Annotated in this window: 14 protein-coding genes; 7 read left to right on the top strand and 7 right to left on the bottom strand. The window is 68.4% G+C overall.

Features of this window, described 5'->3' with window-relative positions; genetic code table 11:
- Positions 1-91: 91 nt before the first annotated feature.
- The 4 genes from HGB39_RS22430 to HGB39_RS22415 form a co-directional block, all read right to left on the bottom strand.
- A complete protein-coding gene (locus tag HGB39_RS22430) occupies positions 92-418 on the bottom strand; it encodes a Rieske 2Fe-2S domain-containing protein (RefSeq protein ID WP_005562918.1) in 327 nt (108 codons plus the stop codon).
- The gene (nirB, locus tag HGB39_RS22425) at positions 415-2,910 is read right to left on the bottom strand and encodes a nitrite reductase large subunit NirB (RefSeq protein WP_064080443.1); all 2,496 of its coding nucleotides are present in this window, start codon (positions 2,908-2,910) and stop codon (positions 415-417) included. Before nirB ends, HGB39_RS22430 begins: the two co-directional genes overlap by 4 nt.
- A 90-nt stretch (positions 2,911-3,000) precedes the next feature.
- Entirely contained in the window at positions 3,001-4,152 is a 1,152-nt protein-coding gene (locus tag HGB39_RS22420; RefSeq protein WP_005562921.1) for an MFS transporter, read from the bottom strand.
- Positions 4,149-5,090, bottom strand: coding sequence for a PAC2 family protein (locus HGB39_RS22415; RefSeq protein WP_005256316.1), 942 nt, complete (start codon positions 5,088-5,090; stop codon positions 4,149-4,151). Before HGB39_RS22415 ends, HGB39_RS22420 begins: the two co-directional genes overlap by 4 nt.
- A gap of 51 nt (positions 5,091-5,141) precedes the next feature.
- Between HGB39_RS22415 and metH the strand changes: the two genes are divergently transcribed.
- From metH to hisG, 6 genes are read left to right on the top strand one after another with little or no spacing between them, the layout of a single operon-like run.
- The gene (metH, locus tag HGB39_RS22410; protein ID WP_005562922.1) at positions 5,142-8,711 is read left to right on the top strand and encodes a methionine synthase; all 3,570 of its coding nucleotides are present in this window, start codon (positions 5,142-5,144) and stop codon (positions 8,709-8,711) included.
- Positions 8,704-9,396, top strand: coding sequence for an HAD family hydrolase (locus tag HGB39_RS22405; RefSeq protein WP_005243022.1), 693 nt, complete (start codon positions 8,704-8,706; stop codon positions 9,394-9,396). The genes metH and HGB39_RS22405 overlap by 8 nt, the downstream gene beginning before the upstream one ends.
- Positions 9,397-9,411: 15 nt before the next feature.
- Positions 9,412-10,269, top strand: a complete 858-nt coding sequence (trhO, locus tag HGB39_RS22400; RefSeq protein WP_064080444.1) for an oxygen-dependent tRNA uridine(34) hydroxylase TrhO — start codon at positions 9,412-9,414, stop codon at positions 10,267-10,269.
- A gap of 1 nt (position 10,270) precedes the next feature.
- Positions 10,271-11,164, top strand: coding sequence for a pseudouridine synthase (locus tag HGB39_RS22395; RefSeq protein ID WP_005562925.1), 894 nt, complete (start codon positions 10,271-10,273; stop codon positions 11,162-11,164).
- A 25-nt stretch (positions 11,165-11,189) separates the two neighbouring features.
- The gene (locus tag HGB39_RS22390) at positions 11,190-11,471 is read left to right on the top strand and encodes a phosphoribosyl-ATP diphosphatase (RefSeq protein WP_009473527.1); all 282 of its coding nucleotides are present in this window, start codon (positions 11,190-11,192) and stop codon (positions 11,469-11,471) included.
- 47 nt (positions 11,472-11,518) lie between these two features.
- Positions 11,519-12,370, top strand: coding sequence for an ATP phosphoribosyltransferase (gene hisG, locus HGB39_RS22385; RefSeq protein WP_005562927.1), 852 nt, complete (start codon positions 11,519-11,521; stop codon positions 12,368-12,370).
- Positions 12,371-12,434: 64 nt separating this feature from the next.
- On the opposite strand, the gene HGB39_RS22380 is transcribed toward hisG, so the two are convergent.
- Both HGB39_RS22380 and HGB39_RS22375 read right to left on the bottom strand, forming a co-directional pair.
- Positions 12,435-13,271: a thioesterase family protein gene (locus tag HGB39_RS22380; RefSeq protein WP_054246576.1), complete on the bottom strand. Its 837-nt coding sequence runs from the start codon at positions 13,269-13,271 to the stop codon at positions 12,435-12,437.
- Entirely contained in the window at positions 13,268-14,173 is a 906-nt protein-coding gene (locus HGB39_RS22375) for a RecB family exonuclease (RefSeq protein ID WP_005573973.1), read from the bottom strand. Before HGB39_RS22375 ends, HGB39_RS22380 begins: the two co-directional genes overlap by 4 nt.
- A gap of 94 nt (positions 14,174-14,267) precedes the next feature.
- Between HGB39_RS22375 and HGB39_RS22370 the strand changes: the two genes are divergently transcribed.
- Positions 14,268-15,122 carry a tRNA (adenine-N1)-methyltransferase gene (locus HGB39_RS22370; RefSeq protein WP_043793627.1) on the top strand — a complete coding sequence of 285 codons (855 nt, stop codon included), beginning with the start codon at positions 14,268-14,270 and terminating at the stop codon, positions 15,120-15,122.
- A 49-nt stretch (positions 15,123-15,171) separates the two neighbouring features.
- Here the strand turns inward: HGB39_RS22370 and HGB39_RS22365 are convergent, their stop codons facing one another.
- Positions 15,172-15,672 (bottom strand): WKL family lipoprotein, encoded by a 501-nt coding sequence (locus HGB39_RS22365; RefSeq protein ID WP_064080445.1) that lies wholly within the window; start codon positions 15,670-15,672, stop codon positions 15,172-15,174.
- Positions 15,673-15,760 lie beyond the last annotated feature (88 nt).

Below are 15,760 nucleotides of genomic sequence, written 5' to 3'. Positions count from 1 at the left end.
TCAGCTGCAGCATTGAGCTCATGATGACAGCGGTGCCGAGACTTTCCCGAAAGGCACGCCGTATCAGGGCAGAGCGCTCGTGAATGGCCAGTCACACGTGCACGACGACCGACCCCTCGCGAACCGAGGCGGCGTAGGTGCGGACCGAGCCCACACCCTCGGATGCGCAGGCGCCCGTGTCGAAGGCGAACGCGTACTGGTGGAGCGGGCACGTCACGCCGGCGGCGTCGATCTGTCCGTCGGCGAGGGGGCCGCCCTTGTGCGGGCACACCGCATCCATCGCCCGAACGGTGCCGTCCGACAACAGGAACACGGCCACCTGACGGTTCTGCACGACGTACGTCCGGCCTTCGCCCGGCGTCAGGTCGCTGACCGGCCCCACCGCGACCTCGGAAGGCCCCTCGACCAGGGCGGTCATCGGACCGGCACCTGGGGAAGCGGCAGCAGCGGGAGCGACGGAGCGAACTGTGCGGGCGATTTCGGCGCGCTGCGCTCCTTCCAGGGATCCCGGTAGCCGTCCACCGCCGTCTGGATCCGCTCGTCCAATCCCGTCACGATGTCCTCCTCGTCTCGGACCAGTAGCGCCTGAAGATGTTCGAGTCCCATCCGCGGCACGAAGTCGTACGTGCGCTCGAGCCATTTCGCGTTCTCGCGGTAGTACTGGATGAACCGTCCGCCGAGTTCCACTACGGCGTCCGGTGATTCGACCGTGGCCAGCAGATCGCCCTTGCGGATGTGCGCTCCGGCGGCGCCGCCGACGTAGATTTCCCACCGGCCGTCGCCGACCGCGACCACACCGAAGTCCTTGCACAGGGCCTCCGAGCAGTTGCGTGGGCACCCGGCGACCGCGAGTTTCAGTTTCGCGGGCGTCTCCAGGCCCTGGAACCGCTCCTCGAGCGCGATGCCGAGGCTGGTCGAATCGCCGAGACCGTAGCGGCAGAAATCGGTTCCGACGCACGTCTTCACCGTGCGCATGCTCTTGCCGTAGGCGAACCCGGACGGCATGTCGAGGTCACCCCACACCTTGGGTAGATCCTCCTTCTTGATGCCGAGCAGGTCGATGCGCTGCCCGCCAGTGACCTTCACGAGCGGCACGCCGTACTTGTCGGCAACGTCGGCGATCTTGCGGAGTTGCTCCGGCGTGGTGACGCCGCCCTTCATCTGCGGGACCACCGAGAACGTGCCGTCGCGCTGGATGTTGGCGTGCACGCGGTCGTTGATGAACAGCGCGCCGCGCTCGTCCACCCAGTCGGGTCCCCAGATGGTGCGGAGCAGCGAGGCCAGGGGCATCTTCGCGGACGCGTCCTCCTTCGCGTCCGTCGCGAGCTCGGCGAACACCTGGGACACGGCGCGGAGATCGCGTTCCCGGATGGTCGCGATGAGTTCGGGCTTCGTCATCGGGATGCAGGGCACATACCAGTCTGCGGAGGGGTCGGCCTCGAGTTCGCCGCCCGCGGCGCAGGCCACGATGTCGGCGACGAGACCCTTGCACGAGCCGCAGCCCTTGCCTGCCCGGGTCTGGGCGCAGACGTCGGTGAGTGTCTTGGCACCGGAATGGACGCACGCCACCAGATCGCCCTTGCTCACACCGTTGCAGTTGCACACCTGCAGGTCGTCGGGGAGATCGGCGACACTCGTCGCGGCGCTCGGGGCTCCGACGTCGAAGAGCATGCTGATCCGCTCCTCGGGCAGCGGCACTTTGCCGTCGAACGCCTGCGTGAGGAAACCGGCCTTGCTGATGTCGCCCATCAGGGTGGCGCCGATCAGCTTGCCGTCTCGGACTACGAGGCTCTTGTACGTGCCGCTGCGCGGTTCGTAGTACTGGACGAACTCGTCGTCCGCCGTCTCCGGTCCCTTGACGCCCATCGCGGCCACGTCGACGCCGGCGACCTTCAGTTTGGTGGTGGTGCGCGAACCGATGTACGTCGCTTCGGGATTGGAGCCGGTGAGGACTTCGGCGAGGATGACCGACTGCTCCCACACCGGGGCGACGAGGCCGTAGGTCTCCCCACGGTGCTGTGCGCACTCGCCGACGGCGTACACGGAACCCTCGTCCTCGCAGCGCATCTGGTCGTCCACCACGACGCCGCGTTCGACCACGAGCCCGGCGGCCCGCGCGAGTTCGGTGTTGGGCCGGATTCCGGCGGTGACGACGACCATGTCGGCGTCCAGGGTGGAGCCGTCGACGAACGACACCCCGGTCACGAGGCCCGCGTCGTCGCGCAGCACGGCGGTGGTCCGCATCGAGGTGTGGACGCCGACACCGAGTTTCTCGATCTCGGCGCGCAGGACACTGCCGCCGCGTTCGTCGAGCTGCTGGTTCATCAGGTGCCCGGGGGAGTGCACCACGTTGACGGTGAGACCCTGAGTGCGCAGCCCGTACGCGGCTTCCAGGCCGAGCAGACCGCCGCCGATCACCACCGCGGACACGTCGTCGCGGGCCTGCGCCATCTGCAGCATGCCGTTGGTGTCGGCGATGTTCCGGAAGCCGAACACCCCGCGGGCCAGGCGCCCGTCGTGCTCGCGCAGTCCGTCCATGTTGGGGAAGAACGTGTTGCTTCCCGTGGCGATGATGAGGACGTCGTAATCGACGACGCGGCCGCTCTCACACGTGACGGTCTTCGCGAACCGGTCGAGTGCGACCGCGCGGTCGCCGGCGTGGAGTTTGACGCCGTTGGCGGTGTACCAGCCCATGGGATTGAGGATCAGGTCCTCGTCGTCGACGGCCGCCTCCCCGGACAGCACGTGCGAGAGCATGATCCGGTTGTAGTTGCCGTAGGGCTCGTCGCCGATCATGGTGATCTCGAAACGCTCGCCGCCGCCACGGTTCAGGATCTCCTCGACGGTGCGTGCGCCGGCCATACCGTTGCCGACGACCAGCAGCTTGCTCGAACTCGGTGTGTTGGCCATGCGTCGAGGCTCCGCCCCGGGAGTGTCGTAACGGCTGCGAGCACGTTACGTGGGAATCAGGAACACCTCACAGCCCTCCCGGAAGTCGTGTCAGGCAGGTGCGCGGTCGCGGGGCATGAGCAGCGGGGCCAGCACGGCGAGGAGCAGGGCGGGCAGCAGGAAACCGGCCGCGGGCGACACCGAATACACCGGGGTGAGGGTGATCGGGGCGAGCGCGTTGCCCATGAATCGCAGCGCCTGCACGACGGATACCGCGCCGCCCCGGTTCGGGCCCGGCGAACCCAGCACGGCGGCGTTGACCCCCACCAGGATGAACTGACCGGCGATTCCGGCCGCGAACCACGCCACGGCCGCGACCGCGAGGAGGGACACGGTCCCGGTGGCCGCGACGAGAATCGCGCCGCCGAACGCGCCGATCAGGACGGCCGCCCGGGCCCCGATCTTGTCGATGACACCGCCGACGAAGCGTGCGGTGAGGATGCCGGCGACGCCGAACCCCGTGAGCAGCAGCCCACGCTGGGTCGGGCTCAGCCCGAAGGCGTCCTCGGCGCGGAACGCGACCAGGAAGCTCAGCCCACCGAGCGCACCCCAGCCGAGGAGTGCGACCGCCCCGATTCTCAGCACCGACGGGGTGAGGGCGTCGCGCAGTCGCGGGCGCGGTGCCCCCGGCTCGGCGGGAGCACTGTCGGGAACACCGATCAGACCCAGCACCGCGGCGACGAGGGCGATGACGAGGAATGCGAGACGCCAGTCGACCTCCGCCGCGAGCCCGCCGACGAGCGGCGCGCTCGACTGTCCCGCGGCTTGGAAGGCGCCGAAGATTCCCAGTGCCCGGCCGAGATGTTTCTTCGGAGTCGAGGCGGCGAGCGCCGCCAGCAGCAGCGGCGTCGTGAACGAGTTCGAACACCCCTGGAGCACACGGGCGCCGAGAAAGAGCGGCAGCGTCGGCGCCACGAAACACGCCAGCGACGACAGCAGGTAGACGCCGTACGCGATCCGCACGGTCCGCGTCTGCCCCCACCGGGCGCCCAGCGTGCCCGATACCAGCATCAGCAACGCGAACGGCAGCAGGTACGCGGTCAGCGAGCCGGCCGCGGCGGACGCACTCACGCCGAGGTCGTCACCGATCTCGGGAAGGATCGAGGCGACGACCCCGCCGCCGAACGGACCGAGGAAACCGCCGGCGTAGAGCGCCGTGCGCTGGAGCGAGGAACGAAGCGACTCGGATGAGTTCTTCGTCACAGCCCGAAGCTGCCGGGCCCACGCCTGCGGAGATACCGCTCGAACTCGGCCGCCAGCGCGTCACCGTCGATCTTCGAGATGGCGTCGGAGATGTCGGTCTCGGCGTCGCCGCGCTCCTCGAGTGAGCGGACGTACTCGCCGATCTCCTCGTCGTCCGCGGTCATCTCGGTGACCGCTTCCTGCCAGTCGTCGGCCTGGGCCGGGAGTTCCCCGAGGGGCACCTCGATGTCCAGGACATCCTCGACGCGTTGCAGCAGCGCCACCGTGGCCTTCGGATTCGGCGGCTGGGACACATAGTGGGGCACGGCCGCCCAGAACGACACGGCAGGCACACCGGCTCGGACGCACGCGTCCTGCAGCACCCCGGTGATCCCGGTCGGCCCCTCGTAGCGGGTCTGTTCGAGCTTGAACCGCTCGGCGGCCTCGCTGCTGTACGCGCTGCCCGTCACCGGGACCGGCCGCGTGTGCGGGGTGTCCGCGAGCAGTGCCCCGAGGATCACCACGGTGTTGATCTGCAGCTGATCGATCAGCTCGAGGAGGTCCTCGCAGAAGCTGCGCCAGCGCATGTTCGGTTCGATCCCGCGCAGCAGAACCACGTCGCGGTCGCTGCCGGGAGGCGAGCACACCGACAGGCGGGTGGCGGGCCACACGATCTCCCGGGTGACACCGTCGACCTGCCGCACCGTGGGTCGATTGACCTGGTAGTCGTAGTATTCCTCGGAGTCCAGCTCGGCGAGCGGCTGGGCGTCCCAGGTCAACTCGAGGTGCTCGACGGCTCCGCTCGCGGCGTCGCCGGCGTCGTTCCAGCCCTCGAAGGCGGCGACGAGGACAGGGTCACGAAGTACGGGCACGCCACTGTCCGCCGCACCGGCATCCGCGGTGTCGGGGGTGTCGTCGGCGCGGCCCGCAGGCGTGACGGGGAACTCACTGGAACTCACCCACCCAGCCTACGGCCAGCATTGGTTCGCGCGCCCACTAGTCTGGACGGCATGTCTGCGCCATTTCACTCTGCCCTGCTCGATGCGTTGAACCAGCGCGTTGTCATCGGCGACGGAGCCATGGGCACCATGTTGCAGGCCGCGGACCTCACGCTCGACGACTTCCTCGGGCTCGAAGGCTGCAACGAAATCCTCAACGACACCCGCCCTGACGTGCTGAAAGACATCCACCGCGCGTACTTCGAGGCCGGGGCGGACGCCGTCGAGACCAACACGTTCGGGTGCAACCTACCCAACCTCGCCGATTACGACATTTCGGACCGCATCCGGGAACTGGCCGAGAAGGGCACCCGGCTGGCGCGTGACGTGGCCGACGAGATGGGGCCCGGACGCGACGGCATGGGCCGCTTCGTCCTCGGCTCGATGGGACCCGGAACCAAGCTGCCGACGCTGGGCCACGCGCCGTTCGCGGTCCTCCGCGACGCCTACGCGGAGGCTGCGATGGGCATGATCGACGGGGGAGCGGACGCGATCCTCGTCGAGACCTGCCAGGACCTGTTGCAGGTGAAGGCCGCCATCCTCGGCAGTCAGCGGGCGATGGAGACGCTGGGGTCGCGGCTGCCGATCATCACCCACGTCACGGTCGAGACCACCGGCACGATGCTCCTCGGCAGCGAGATCGGTGCCGCGCTGACCGCGCTCGAGCCGCTCGGTATCGACATGATCGGCCTCAACTGTGCGACCGGACCCGCCGAGATGAGCGAACATCTCCGCCACCTGTCCAAGTACAGCTCTCTCCCGGTGTCGGTGATGCCCAACGCCGGACTGCCGCAGCTCGGCCCGAACGGCGCCGAGTACCCGCTCACCGCGGAGGAGCTCGCCGAGGCGCTCAGCGGTTTCGTCACCGAGTTCGGTCTCGGTCTGGTCGGCGGCTGCTGCGGCACCACCCCGGAGCACATCCGGCAGGTGGCCGAAGCGGTCCGCCTGGTCGAGAAGGCCGAGCGGAACCCGGTGCACGAGTCGGGGACGTCCTCGCTGTACACGGCGGTGCCGTTCCAGCAGGACGCCAGCATCCTGATGATCGGTGAACGCACGAACACCAACGGCTCCAAGGCATTTCGTGAGGCGATGATCGCCGAGGACTATCAGAAGTGCCTCGACATCGCGAAGGACCAGACCCGCGACGGCGCCCACATGCTCGACCTCAACGTCGACTACGTCGGACGCGACGGTGCCGTCGACATGGCCGCCCTCGCAAGCCGGTTCGCGACGTCGTCGACGCTGCCGATCATGCTCGACTCCACCGAGCCCGCGGTCCTGCAGGCCGGCCTCGAGCACCTCGGCGGCCGGTGCGCCGTGAACTCGGTCAACTACGAGGACGGCGACGGACCGGACTCGCGGTTCCAGAAGATCATGCGGCTCGTCACGGAGCACGGCGCCGCCGTCGTCGCGCTGACCATCGACGAGGAGGGCCAGGCGCGCACCGCGGAGCACAAGGTCCGCATCGCCGAGCGTCTGCTCGAAGACCTCACGGTGAACTGGGGCCTCGACGAGTCCGACATCATCATCGACGCGCTGACCTTCCCGATCTCTACCGGTCAGGAAGAGGTCCGCCGCGACGGCATCGAAACGATCGAGGCGATCCGCGAGCTGAAGAAGCGGCATCCGCGGGTGCACTTCACCCTCGGCGTGTCCAACATCTCGTTCGGTCTCAACCCGGCGGCCCGGCAGGTCCTGAACTCGGTGTTCCTGCACGAGTGCACCGAGGCCGGCCTGGACACGGCCATCGTGCACGCGTCGAAGATCCTGCCGATGGCGCGGATCCCCGACGAACAGCGGGAAACGGCCCTCGACCTGGTGTACGACCGCCGCCGCGAGGGCTACGACCCGCTGCAGAAGCTGATGGAACTGTTCGAGGGCGTCTCCGCGGCGTCGGCGCGCGAATCCCGCGCCCAGGAACTGGCGGCGCTGCCGCTGTTCGAGCGGCTGGAACGCCGCATCGTCGACGGTGAACGCAACGGCCTCGACGACGACCTCACCGCGGCGATGGAGGAGAAGCCGCCGCTCGCGATCATCAACGAGACGCTGCTGTCCGGCATGAAGACCGTCGGCGAACTCTTCGGGTCCGGGCAGATGCAGCTGCCGTTCGTGCTGCAGTCCGCCGAGGTGATGAAGGCGGCCGTGGCATACCTCGAACCGCACATGGAGGCCACCGACGAGGACGGCAAGGGCCGCATCGTCATCGCCACCGTGAAGGGCGACGTCCACGACATCGGCAAGAACCTCGTCGACATCATCCTGAGCAACAACGGGTACGACGTGGTGAACCTGGGCATCAAGCAGCCGATCGCGACGATCCTCGACGCGGCGATCGAGCAGAAGGCCGACGTCATCGGCATGTCCGGGCTGCTCGTGAAGTCGACCGTGGTGATGAAGGACAACCTGCAGGAACTCAACGCCAAGGGTGTCGCGGAGAAGTTTCCCGTCCTCCTCGGCGGTGCCGCGCTGACCCGTTCCTACGTGGAGAACGACCTGGCCGAGGTGTACGAGGGCGACGTCAGCTACGCGCGTGACGCGTTCGAGGGCCTGCACCGGATGGACGAGATCATGGCCGTCAAGCGTGGCGGCGGACCCGACCCGGACAGTCCGGAAGCGATCGCGGCCCGCGAGAAGGCGGCCGAACGGAAGGCACGGCACGAGCGGTCCAAGCGGATCGCGGAGAAGCGCAAGGCGGCCGAGACCCCGATCGAGGTGCCGGAGCGATCCGACGTGGCCACTGACATCGTCGTCCCGAGCCCGCCGTTCTGGGGCAACCGGATCGTCAAGGGCGTCTCGCTGTCGGACTACTCCGGGCTGCTGGACGAGCGCGCCCTGTTCCTCGGGCAGTGGGGTCTGCGCGGGCAGCGTTCCGGCGACGGTCCCACCTACGAGGAACTGGTGGAGACCGAGGGCCGACCCCGCCTGCGGTACTGGCTCGACCGGCTGAGCACCGAGGGAATCCTCGCGCACGCCGCCGTCGTGTACGGCTACTTCCCCGCCGTGTCCGAGGGCGACGACGTGGTCGTGCTCACCGACCCGACACCCGACGCGGAGGAACGCTTCCGGTTCACGTTCCCGCGCCAGCACCGCGACCGTTTCCTGTGCGTCGCCGACTTCGTCCGGTCCCGCACCGAGGCGAAGGAGACCGGTCAGGTCGACGTGTTCCCGATGCAGCTCGTCACCATGGGGCAGCCGATCGCGGACTTCGCGAACGAGCTGTTCGCCGCCAACGCGTACCGCGACTACCTCGAGGTGCACGGCATCGGCGTGCAGCTGACGGAATCGCTGGCCGAGTACTGGCATCAACGGGTCCGCGAGGAACTCGTGCTGCCCGGCGGTCACAACGTGGCCGAGCAGGACCCGTCCGAGGTGTCCGGATTCTTCGACCTCGCCTACCGCGGTGCCCGCTACTCCTTCGGATACGGTGCCTGCCCCAACCTGGAGGACCGCGCGAAGATGGTCGCTCTGCTCGAACCCGAACGGATCGGTGTGAAGTTGTCCGAGGAATTGCAGTTGCATCCCGAGCAGTCCACGGATGCGTTCGTGCTGCACCACCCGGAAGCGAAGTACTTCAATGTCTGATGCATTCGACGGTCTCGCAGGTGTTCTGTGGGACATGGACGGAACGCTGCTCGATTCCGAGAAGATGTGGGACGTCGCGGTCCGCGAGTTGTCGCTGCACCTCGGCGGTCCGATGACCGAGGAGACGCGGCTGAAGACGATCGGCGCGTCCAGCGCCAACGCCCTCGGCGTCATCTTCGACGCCCTCGGGCTCGACCGGGATCCGGCGGCGCTCGCCGAGGCCAAGGAATGGATGTTCACCCGCGTCGAGGAATTGTTCGGCGACGGGATCCCGTGGCGGCCGGGCGCCCACGACGCACTGCGGACCGTCCGGTCGCACGGCCTGAGGTCGGCGCTGGTGACCAACACCGAGCGCCGGCTCACCGAGCGGGCACTCGAGACGCTCGGCAGGCACCACTTCGACCACTCCGTGTGCGGCGACGAGGTGCCGGCAGGCAAACCGCATCCCGACCCGTACCTGCGGGGCGCGGAACTGCTGGGACTGGATCCGTCGCAGTGCCTCGCCATCGAGGACTCGCCCACCGGTGCGGCGTCCGCGCAGGCCGCGGGGTGCGTCGTCCTGATCGTTCCGTGCGAGATCGCGGTGGCCGACGGCCCGGGGCGGGTGTTCCGGGACAGTCTCGAGGGTCTCACCGGTTCCGACCTGGCCGAGGTGTGGGCGCAGCGGAGTGCCGTCCGTCTCTAGGTAGTCTGGTTTCCCGTGGCTGTCCCGAAAATCGTGCTGTTCTACGTGTTCACTCCGCTCGCCGACCCGGAGGCGATACGGCTGTGGCAGTACACACTCGCCGAGGCGAACAACCTGACCGGACGGATCCTCGTCTCCGAGCACGGCATCAACGCGACGGTCGGCGGTGACATCCACGACGTCAAGCGGTACGTGAAGGGGACCCGCAGCTACGCCCCGTTCAAGGACGCCGACATCAAGTGGTCGAACGGGCTCGGTGACGACTTCCCGCGGCTGAGCGTCAAGGTGCGATCGGAGATCGTGACGTTCGGTGCGCCGGGCGAGCTGAAGGTGGATGCGTACGGTGTCGTCGGCGGCGGCACCCACCTCGCGCCCCACGAGGTGCACCGCCTGGTCGAGGGTCGCGGTGACGACGTCGTCTTCTTCGACGGGCGCAACGGTTTCGAGGCGGAGATCGGCCGATTCCGGGACGCCGTCGTGCCCGACGTGTCCACCACGCGCGAGTTCGTGCACGAACTCGACAGCGGCAAATACGACCATCTGAAGGACAAGGCCGTCGTCACCTACTGCACCGGGGGAGTGCGGTGCGAGGTCCTGTCCTCGCTGATGCGCTCGCGCGGGTTCGGCGAGGTCTACCAGCTGGACGGCGGTATCGTCCGCTACGGCGAGGCGTTCGGTGACACGGGCCTGTGGGAGGGGTCGCTGTACGTCTTCGACAAACGGATGAACATCGAGTTCAGCGATCAGGCCAAGACTCTGGGGCGCTGCAGCAAGTGCGGGGGTCCGACGTCCCGGTACGAGAATCTGCCGGACGACCGGGGCCGCGAACTGGTGCTCGTCTGCGCCGGCTGCACCGAGAATCGGGCGGGCTGAGGTGGCGGGGGCGCCCCTGCCGGTCCGCAACGGCCTCGGTCCCGACCGCATCCGGATGCCGGCAGGCGTCGGCGCGAAGACGGTCGCCGAATTCCTGGTCGAGACGTACCCGGACGAGCGCGCGCACTGGCTGTCACTGATCGACGGCGGGGAAGTCGTCGACGAGCACGGCAGGGTGGTCGACCGCGGGACCCGTTATGCCCCGACCCGTTTCGTGTACTTCTACCGCGACCCCGCACCCGAGATCCCGGTTCCGTTCGAGATCGACGTCCTGCACCGCGACGACCACCTCGTGGTGATCGACAAACCCCATTTCCTCGCGACCATTCCGCGGGGCGCGCACATCACCGAGACGGCGGTGGTGCGGCTGCGGAGGGCGCTCGACCTGCCCGACCTCACACCGGCCCACCGGCTCGACCGGATGACGGCCGGCGTCCTGGTGTTCCTGATCAGGCCGGAAGACCGCAGACCGTATCAGGAACTGTTCGTCTCCCAGCAGGTCACCAAGGAATACGAGGCCGTCGCCGGACACGATCCGACGCTCGCGTTTCCGCGGACCATCCGCAGCCGCATCGTCAAGGAACACGGGATCATGACGGCCACGGAGGAACCGGGAGAACCGAACAGCGAGACCGTAGTCGAGCTGATCGAGACCCGAGACGGCCGCGCGCGGTACCGGCTGCTGCCGAAGACCGGCCGGACGCACCAACTGCGGTTGCACATGTCGTCGCTGGGGCTGCCGATCGAGGGCGACAACTACTACCCGGACTTCCGCCGGTCCGAGCCCGGCGACTTCTCGACGCCGCTGCGGTTGCTGGCGCGGGCCATCGAGTTCACCGACCCCCGTTCGGGCGAGGTCCGCCGGTTCGAGAGTCGCCGCACACTCGGGTGGTGACCGGTTCGGAGAGGTCCGCGGCGGCGTGAAACAATGGGTCCTCGTGAAGACCTTCGAATCCCTGTTCGCCGAGCTGACCGAGCGTGCCGCTACCCGCCCCGAGGGGTCCGGCACCGTTGCCGCCTTGGACGCCGGCGTCCATTCGCAGGGAAAGAAGATCCTCGAAGAGGCGGGTGAGGTGTGGATCGCCGCCGAGCACGAGAGCGACGAGGCACTCGCCGAGGAGATCTCTCAGCTGCTGTACTGGACGCAGGTGCTGATGGTGGGTAAGGGCCTGAAGCTCGAGGACGTCTACCGACATCTGTGATCGGTGATCGAGACTCCTCCACCCGCTCCCGAAAGGAACCCTCAGCCATGCTGCGCGTCGCAGTCCCCAACAAGGGCTCGCTGTCCGAGTCCGCCGCCGAAATCCTCAGCGAGGCCGGCTACCGCCGTCGCACCGACTCCCGTGACCTGACCGTCCTCGACCCGTCCAATCAGGTCGAGTTCTTCTTCCTGCGCCCCAAGGACATCGCGATCTACGTCGGATCCGGTGAACTCGATCTCGGCATCACCGGCCGCGACCTCGCCCGCGACTCGGGGGCCTCCGTCTCCGAACGGCTGTCGCTCGGCTTCGGCCGTTCCACGTTCCGGTACGCCGCCCCCGCGGGCAAGGACTGGTCGGTCGAGGACCTCGCCGGACTCCGGATCGCCACGTCCTACCCCAACCTGGTGCGCGACGACCTGTCCGCACGCGGCATCGACGCCTCGGTCATCCGCCTCGACGGCGCCGTGGAGATCTCGATCCAGCTCGGCGTCGCCGACGCCATCGCCGACGTCGTCGGCTCCGGCCGCACGCTGCGCCAGCACAACCTGGTCGCGTTCGGCGACACCCTGTGCGATTCCGAAGGCGTGCTCATCGAGCGCGCCGGTTCGCCCGACGACGATTCCGCGCGCAACCAGCTGGTCGAGCGGGTGCGCGGTATCGTCTTCGCGCAGCAGAACCTGATGCTCGACTACGACTGCCCCAAGACGATCCTCGACGACGCGTTGAAGATCACCCCGGGCCTGGAGTCGCCGACACTGTCGCCGCTCGCCGACGAGAACTGGGTCGCGGTCCGGGCGATGGTGCCGATCAAGGGCCACAACGGAGTCATGGACGAACTCGCGGACCTTGGCGCCAAGGCCATCCTCGCGTCCAACATCCGGTCCTGCCGCGCACTCTGATCTCGTTCTGCCGCAACACGATCCGCGCCCGCTCCGCCCGCAACACGATCCGCGCCCGCTCCGCTCAGGGGCGGGCGCGGACCTGTACGGTCTGGGCGATCCGGCCGACGGCGCCGGTCTCGTCGTAGAGCACGCCCGCGCACATGCCCACTCCGTCGGGTCCGATGGAGGTTTCGGAGCTGACCCCCACCCAGTCGCCCTCGGGGACCCGGAAGATGTGCACGGTGAGGTCGGTGTTGAGGAACGTCCAGTCCGCCGGGTCGAGTTTCGATCCCACACCGTTCGCGATGTCCGCGATGGAGAACAGCCGCTCGAGCGGCGTCATGGTCTCGCCGAGAACCAGTGCGGGCCGCGGCTTCGCCCACAGCTTGCCCGGGCCCTCGCATCCCATCTCGGCGATCCACCGCCAGTCGAGGGTCGTCAGGTAGCCCGAATTCCAGACCTCGCCGAACTTGCCGTCCCGGCCGGTGGACCGCGGTTCGAGTGGCGGGTCGACGACGTGGACGGCGTCGCTGGTGTCGACGGTCTCCATCCGCCACGCCGAGCCCCGCGCGACGGCACGGGGCCGGTCGCCGACGGTCCACAATTCGGCGACCACCAGCTCCACCCGGCGTCCCGGTCGCTGCACCCAGGACCGGACCTCGAGTTCGGCGATCGGGATGGGACCGAGGATCTCGACCACGACCCGCGTGAGACGCACGTCGTCGCGTGGGGCGCAGCGCTCGAGTGCCCGCACGAGCAGCGCGGACGGGGGAGCGCCGTGCTGCATCGTCTCGGCCCACACACTGATCGTCAGATCCGTGCTGTCGAACCGCTCGACGGTGATCTTCTGGTCCGAGCCCACTTCCGGCGCACTCAGTGCTTCCGAACCGAGTGGTACGTAATAGGACTCGGAACTCATTCGACAATCTCCTCGAAACCCGGTGCGTCTTCTGCGGGCCCCTCCGGCCATCCCGGGTAGGGAGGCGGCGTTCCGCCGAACGAGGGGCACAGGGACTTATGATCACACCAGTCGCAGAGCCGGCTCGGCTTGGGTCGGAAATCGCCGGTGACCCCGGCCGCCAGGATGGCCTTCCAGATCGCCGACAGCGTGCGCTCGAACCGCAGCAGTTCGTCCTCGTCGGGTGCGTAGGTGAGGACCGTGCCGGACGCGAGGTACAGCAGCCGCAACTGCGCGGGGACGATGCCGCGGGTGCGCAGCAGGACCAGCGCGTAGAACTTCATCTGGAACAGTGCCTTGGACTCGGACATCTCGCGTGGTGCACGGCCGGTCTTGTAGTCGACCACCCGCACCTCCCCGGTGGGGGCGACGTCGATGCGGTCGACGAATCCGCGGAGCAGCACCCCGTCGGCGAGTTCGGTCTCGACGCGCTGTTCGCACGATTCGGCCTCGAACCGGGTGGGGTCCTCGAGCTCGTAATACGCGGTGACGAGTGACCGCGCCTCGTCGAGGAACGTGTCGCGTTGGTCCTCGGGGACCAGGTCGATCAGGTCGGGGGCTTCGGCGAGAATGCGCTCCCACGACGGGAGGACCAGATCGACCGCCTTCTGCGGAACGCGTTCGGCCGCGGGCAGCCCGAACAGGGTCTCCAGTGCGGCGTGCACGACCGTGCCCTTCACCTGCGCGCGCGACGGCGCCTCGGGGAGCCGGTCGACCGCGCGGAAACGGTAGAGGAGCGGGCACTGCTTGAAGTCGCCGGCACGGGACGGTGACAGGGCGGGGCGCCTGCGGGTGGCCGAAGTGTCGCCGGGTTGTGACGGGGAACCCTGTGTGACGGGGGCTGGCGACTCTGAGATGCTCACACCTGGCAGGGTAGGCCCCCGGTCCGACAGTCGAGTCGGGGCGCGGTGTGGGCGTCGGACGGCGCCGGACGAACAGGCTGAGGAGTCGGTGAAGATGGTAGGACGCGAAACGCGACCGAGCGGACCGTTTCGGGTGGGCGATCGCGTCCAGTTGACGGACGCCAAGGGCCGGCACTACACGGTCAACCTGGAGGCCGGCAAGGAGTTCCACACCCACCGCGGCGGCATCCTGCACGACGACCTGATCGGCACCGACGAGGGCAGCGTGGTCAAGTCGACCAACGGCACCCCGTACCTCGCGCTGCGACCGCTGCTCGTCGACTACGTCCTGTCGATGCCCCGTGGGGCGCAGGTCATCTACCCGAAGGACGCCGCGCAGATCGTCCACGAGGGTGACGTCTTCCCCGGCGCCCGCGTGCTCGAGGCCGGCGCCGGCTCGGGCGCGCTGACGTGCTCACTGCTGCGGGCGGTCGGACCGGAAGGCCGGGTCATCTCGTACGAGGTGCGCGACGACCACGCCGAACACGCGGTCCGGAACGTCGAGACGTTCTTCGGGGAACGCCCCGAGAACTGGGACCTGACCATCGCCGACGTCGCCGAGTTCGACGCCGAGGCTGCGGGCGGTCAGGTCGACCGGGTGGTCCTCGACATGCTCGCCCCCTGGGACGCGCTGCCCGCGGTGTCCAAGGCGCTGGTTCCCGGCGGTGTGCTCATCGTCTACGTCGCCACTGTGACGCAGCTCTCGAAGGTGGTCGAGGCGATGCGCGAGCAGGAGTGCTGGACCGAGCCGCGGTCCTGGGAATCGATCGTCCGCGGGTGGCACGTCGTCGGGCTCGCCGTGCGCCCGGAACACCGGATGCAGGGCCACACCGCGTTCCTGGTGAGTGCCCGGCGTCTGGCCGAGGGAACCGTCACCCCCAAGCCGCAGCGCCGGTCGGGCAAGGGCTGAGACACGCCTTCGGCGGCGCCCGGACAGGACGCCGCCGAAGAAGGGAAAACTAGCAGCCGGAGCGTGCCATGCCCAGCAGGGTGCACGTGCTCTCGTCCGACACCTTCCAGGTGCCGTCGACGTTCTGCCACGTCCACGCGGTCGGAGCGGCCGTGCCGTGCGGGCTGACGATCGCGACGTTCGCCGTCGCGGTATCGCCCTCTACCTGCACATCCGTGACCGTGAAGGACACCGGGTAGTTGGCCATGGCCGCCGTCATGGCCTCGAGATTCGGGCGGCGTTCGTCGCCGTCGACGACCACGACGGTCTTCTCGTCGACCGGTCGGGCGGGGTCCACGAGGACCTGGAGCGTACCGAGCAGTTCGTCCGACGTGGGGGCGGCAATCGCCTCGCTCGCCGCGGACGACGTGGCCGCGGACGTCGTCGCCGCGGTGTCGGACGCGTCGTCGGACGAGCAGGCCGACATCCCGAGCGCGAGGACCACCGCGCCCACGGCAACTACGGACCTACCGATGAAAGATGTTCCGTTCAGGGGCTTGCGGACTATCACGACGAACCCTTTCGTTACACAGAACAGAGAGAAACTGCTCGACAGGTAGGTAAGGCTAACATGAGAGGTTCGGTGGCCCAGGGCGTCA

The sequence above is a fragment of the Rhodococcus opacus genome (assembly GCF_012396235.1).
GTDB lineage: Bacteria > Actinomycetota > Actinomycetes > Mycobacteriales > Mycobacteriaceae > Rhodococcus_F > Rhodococcus_F opacus.
Note: the sequence above shows the minus strand (reverse complement) of the source record. Positions and strands in the feature narration are given on the sequence as shown.

What these genes read in the sequence shown, in the direction of transcription:
- HGB39_RS22430 (WP_005562918.1), bottom strand. Translation starts at nt 418, where the DNA reads ATGACCGCCCTGGTCGAGGGGCCTTCCGAGGTCGCGGTGGGGCCGGTC.
- nirB (WP_064080443.1), bottom strand. Translation starts at nt 2,910, where the DNA reads ATGGCCAACACACCGAGTTCGAGCAAGCTGCTGGTCGTCGGCAACGGT.
- metH (WP_005562922.1), top strand. Translation starts at nt 5,142, where the DNA reads ATGTCTGCGCCATTTCACTCTGCCCTGCTCGATGCGTTGAACCAGCGC.
- HGB39_RS22405 (WP_005243022.1), top strand. Translation starts at nt 8,704, where the DNA reads ATGTCTGATGCATTCGACGGTCTCGCAGGTGTTCTGTGGGACATGGAC.
- hisG (WP_005562927.1), top strand. Translation starts at nt 11,519, where the DNA reads ATGCTGCGCGTCGCAGTCCCCAACAAGGGCTCGCTGTCCGAGTCCGCC.
- HGB39_RS22380 (WP_054246576.1), bottom strand. Translation starts at nt 13,271, where the DNA reads ATGAGTTCCGAGTCCTATTACGTACCACTCGGTTCGGAAGCACTGAGT.
- HGB39_RS22370 (WP_043793627.1), top strand. Translation starts at nt 14,268, where the DNA reads ATGGTAGGACGCGAAACGCGACCGAGCGGACCGTTTCGGGTGGGCGAT.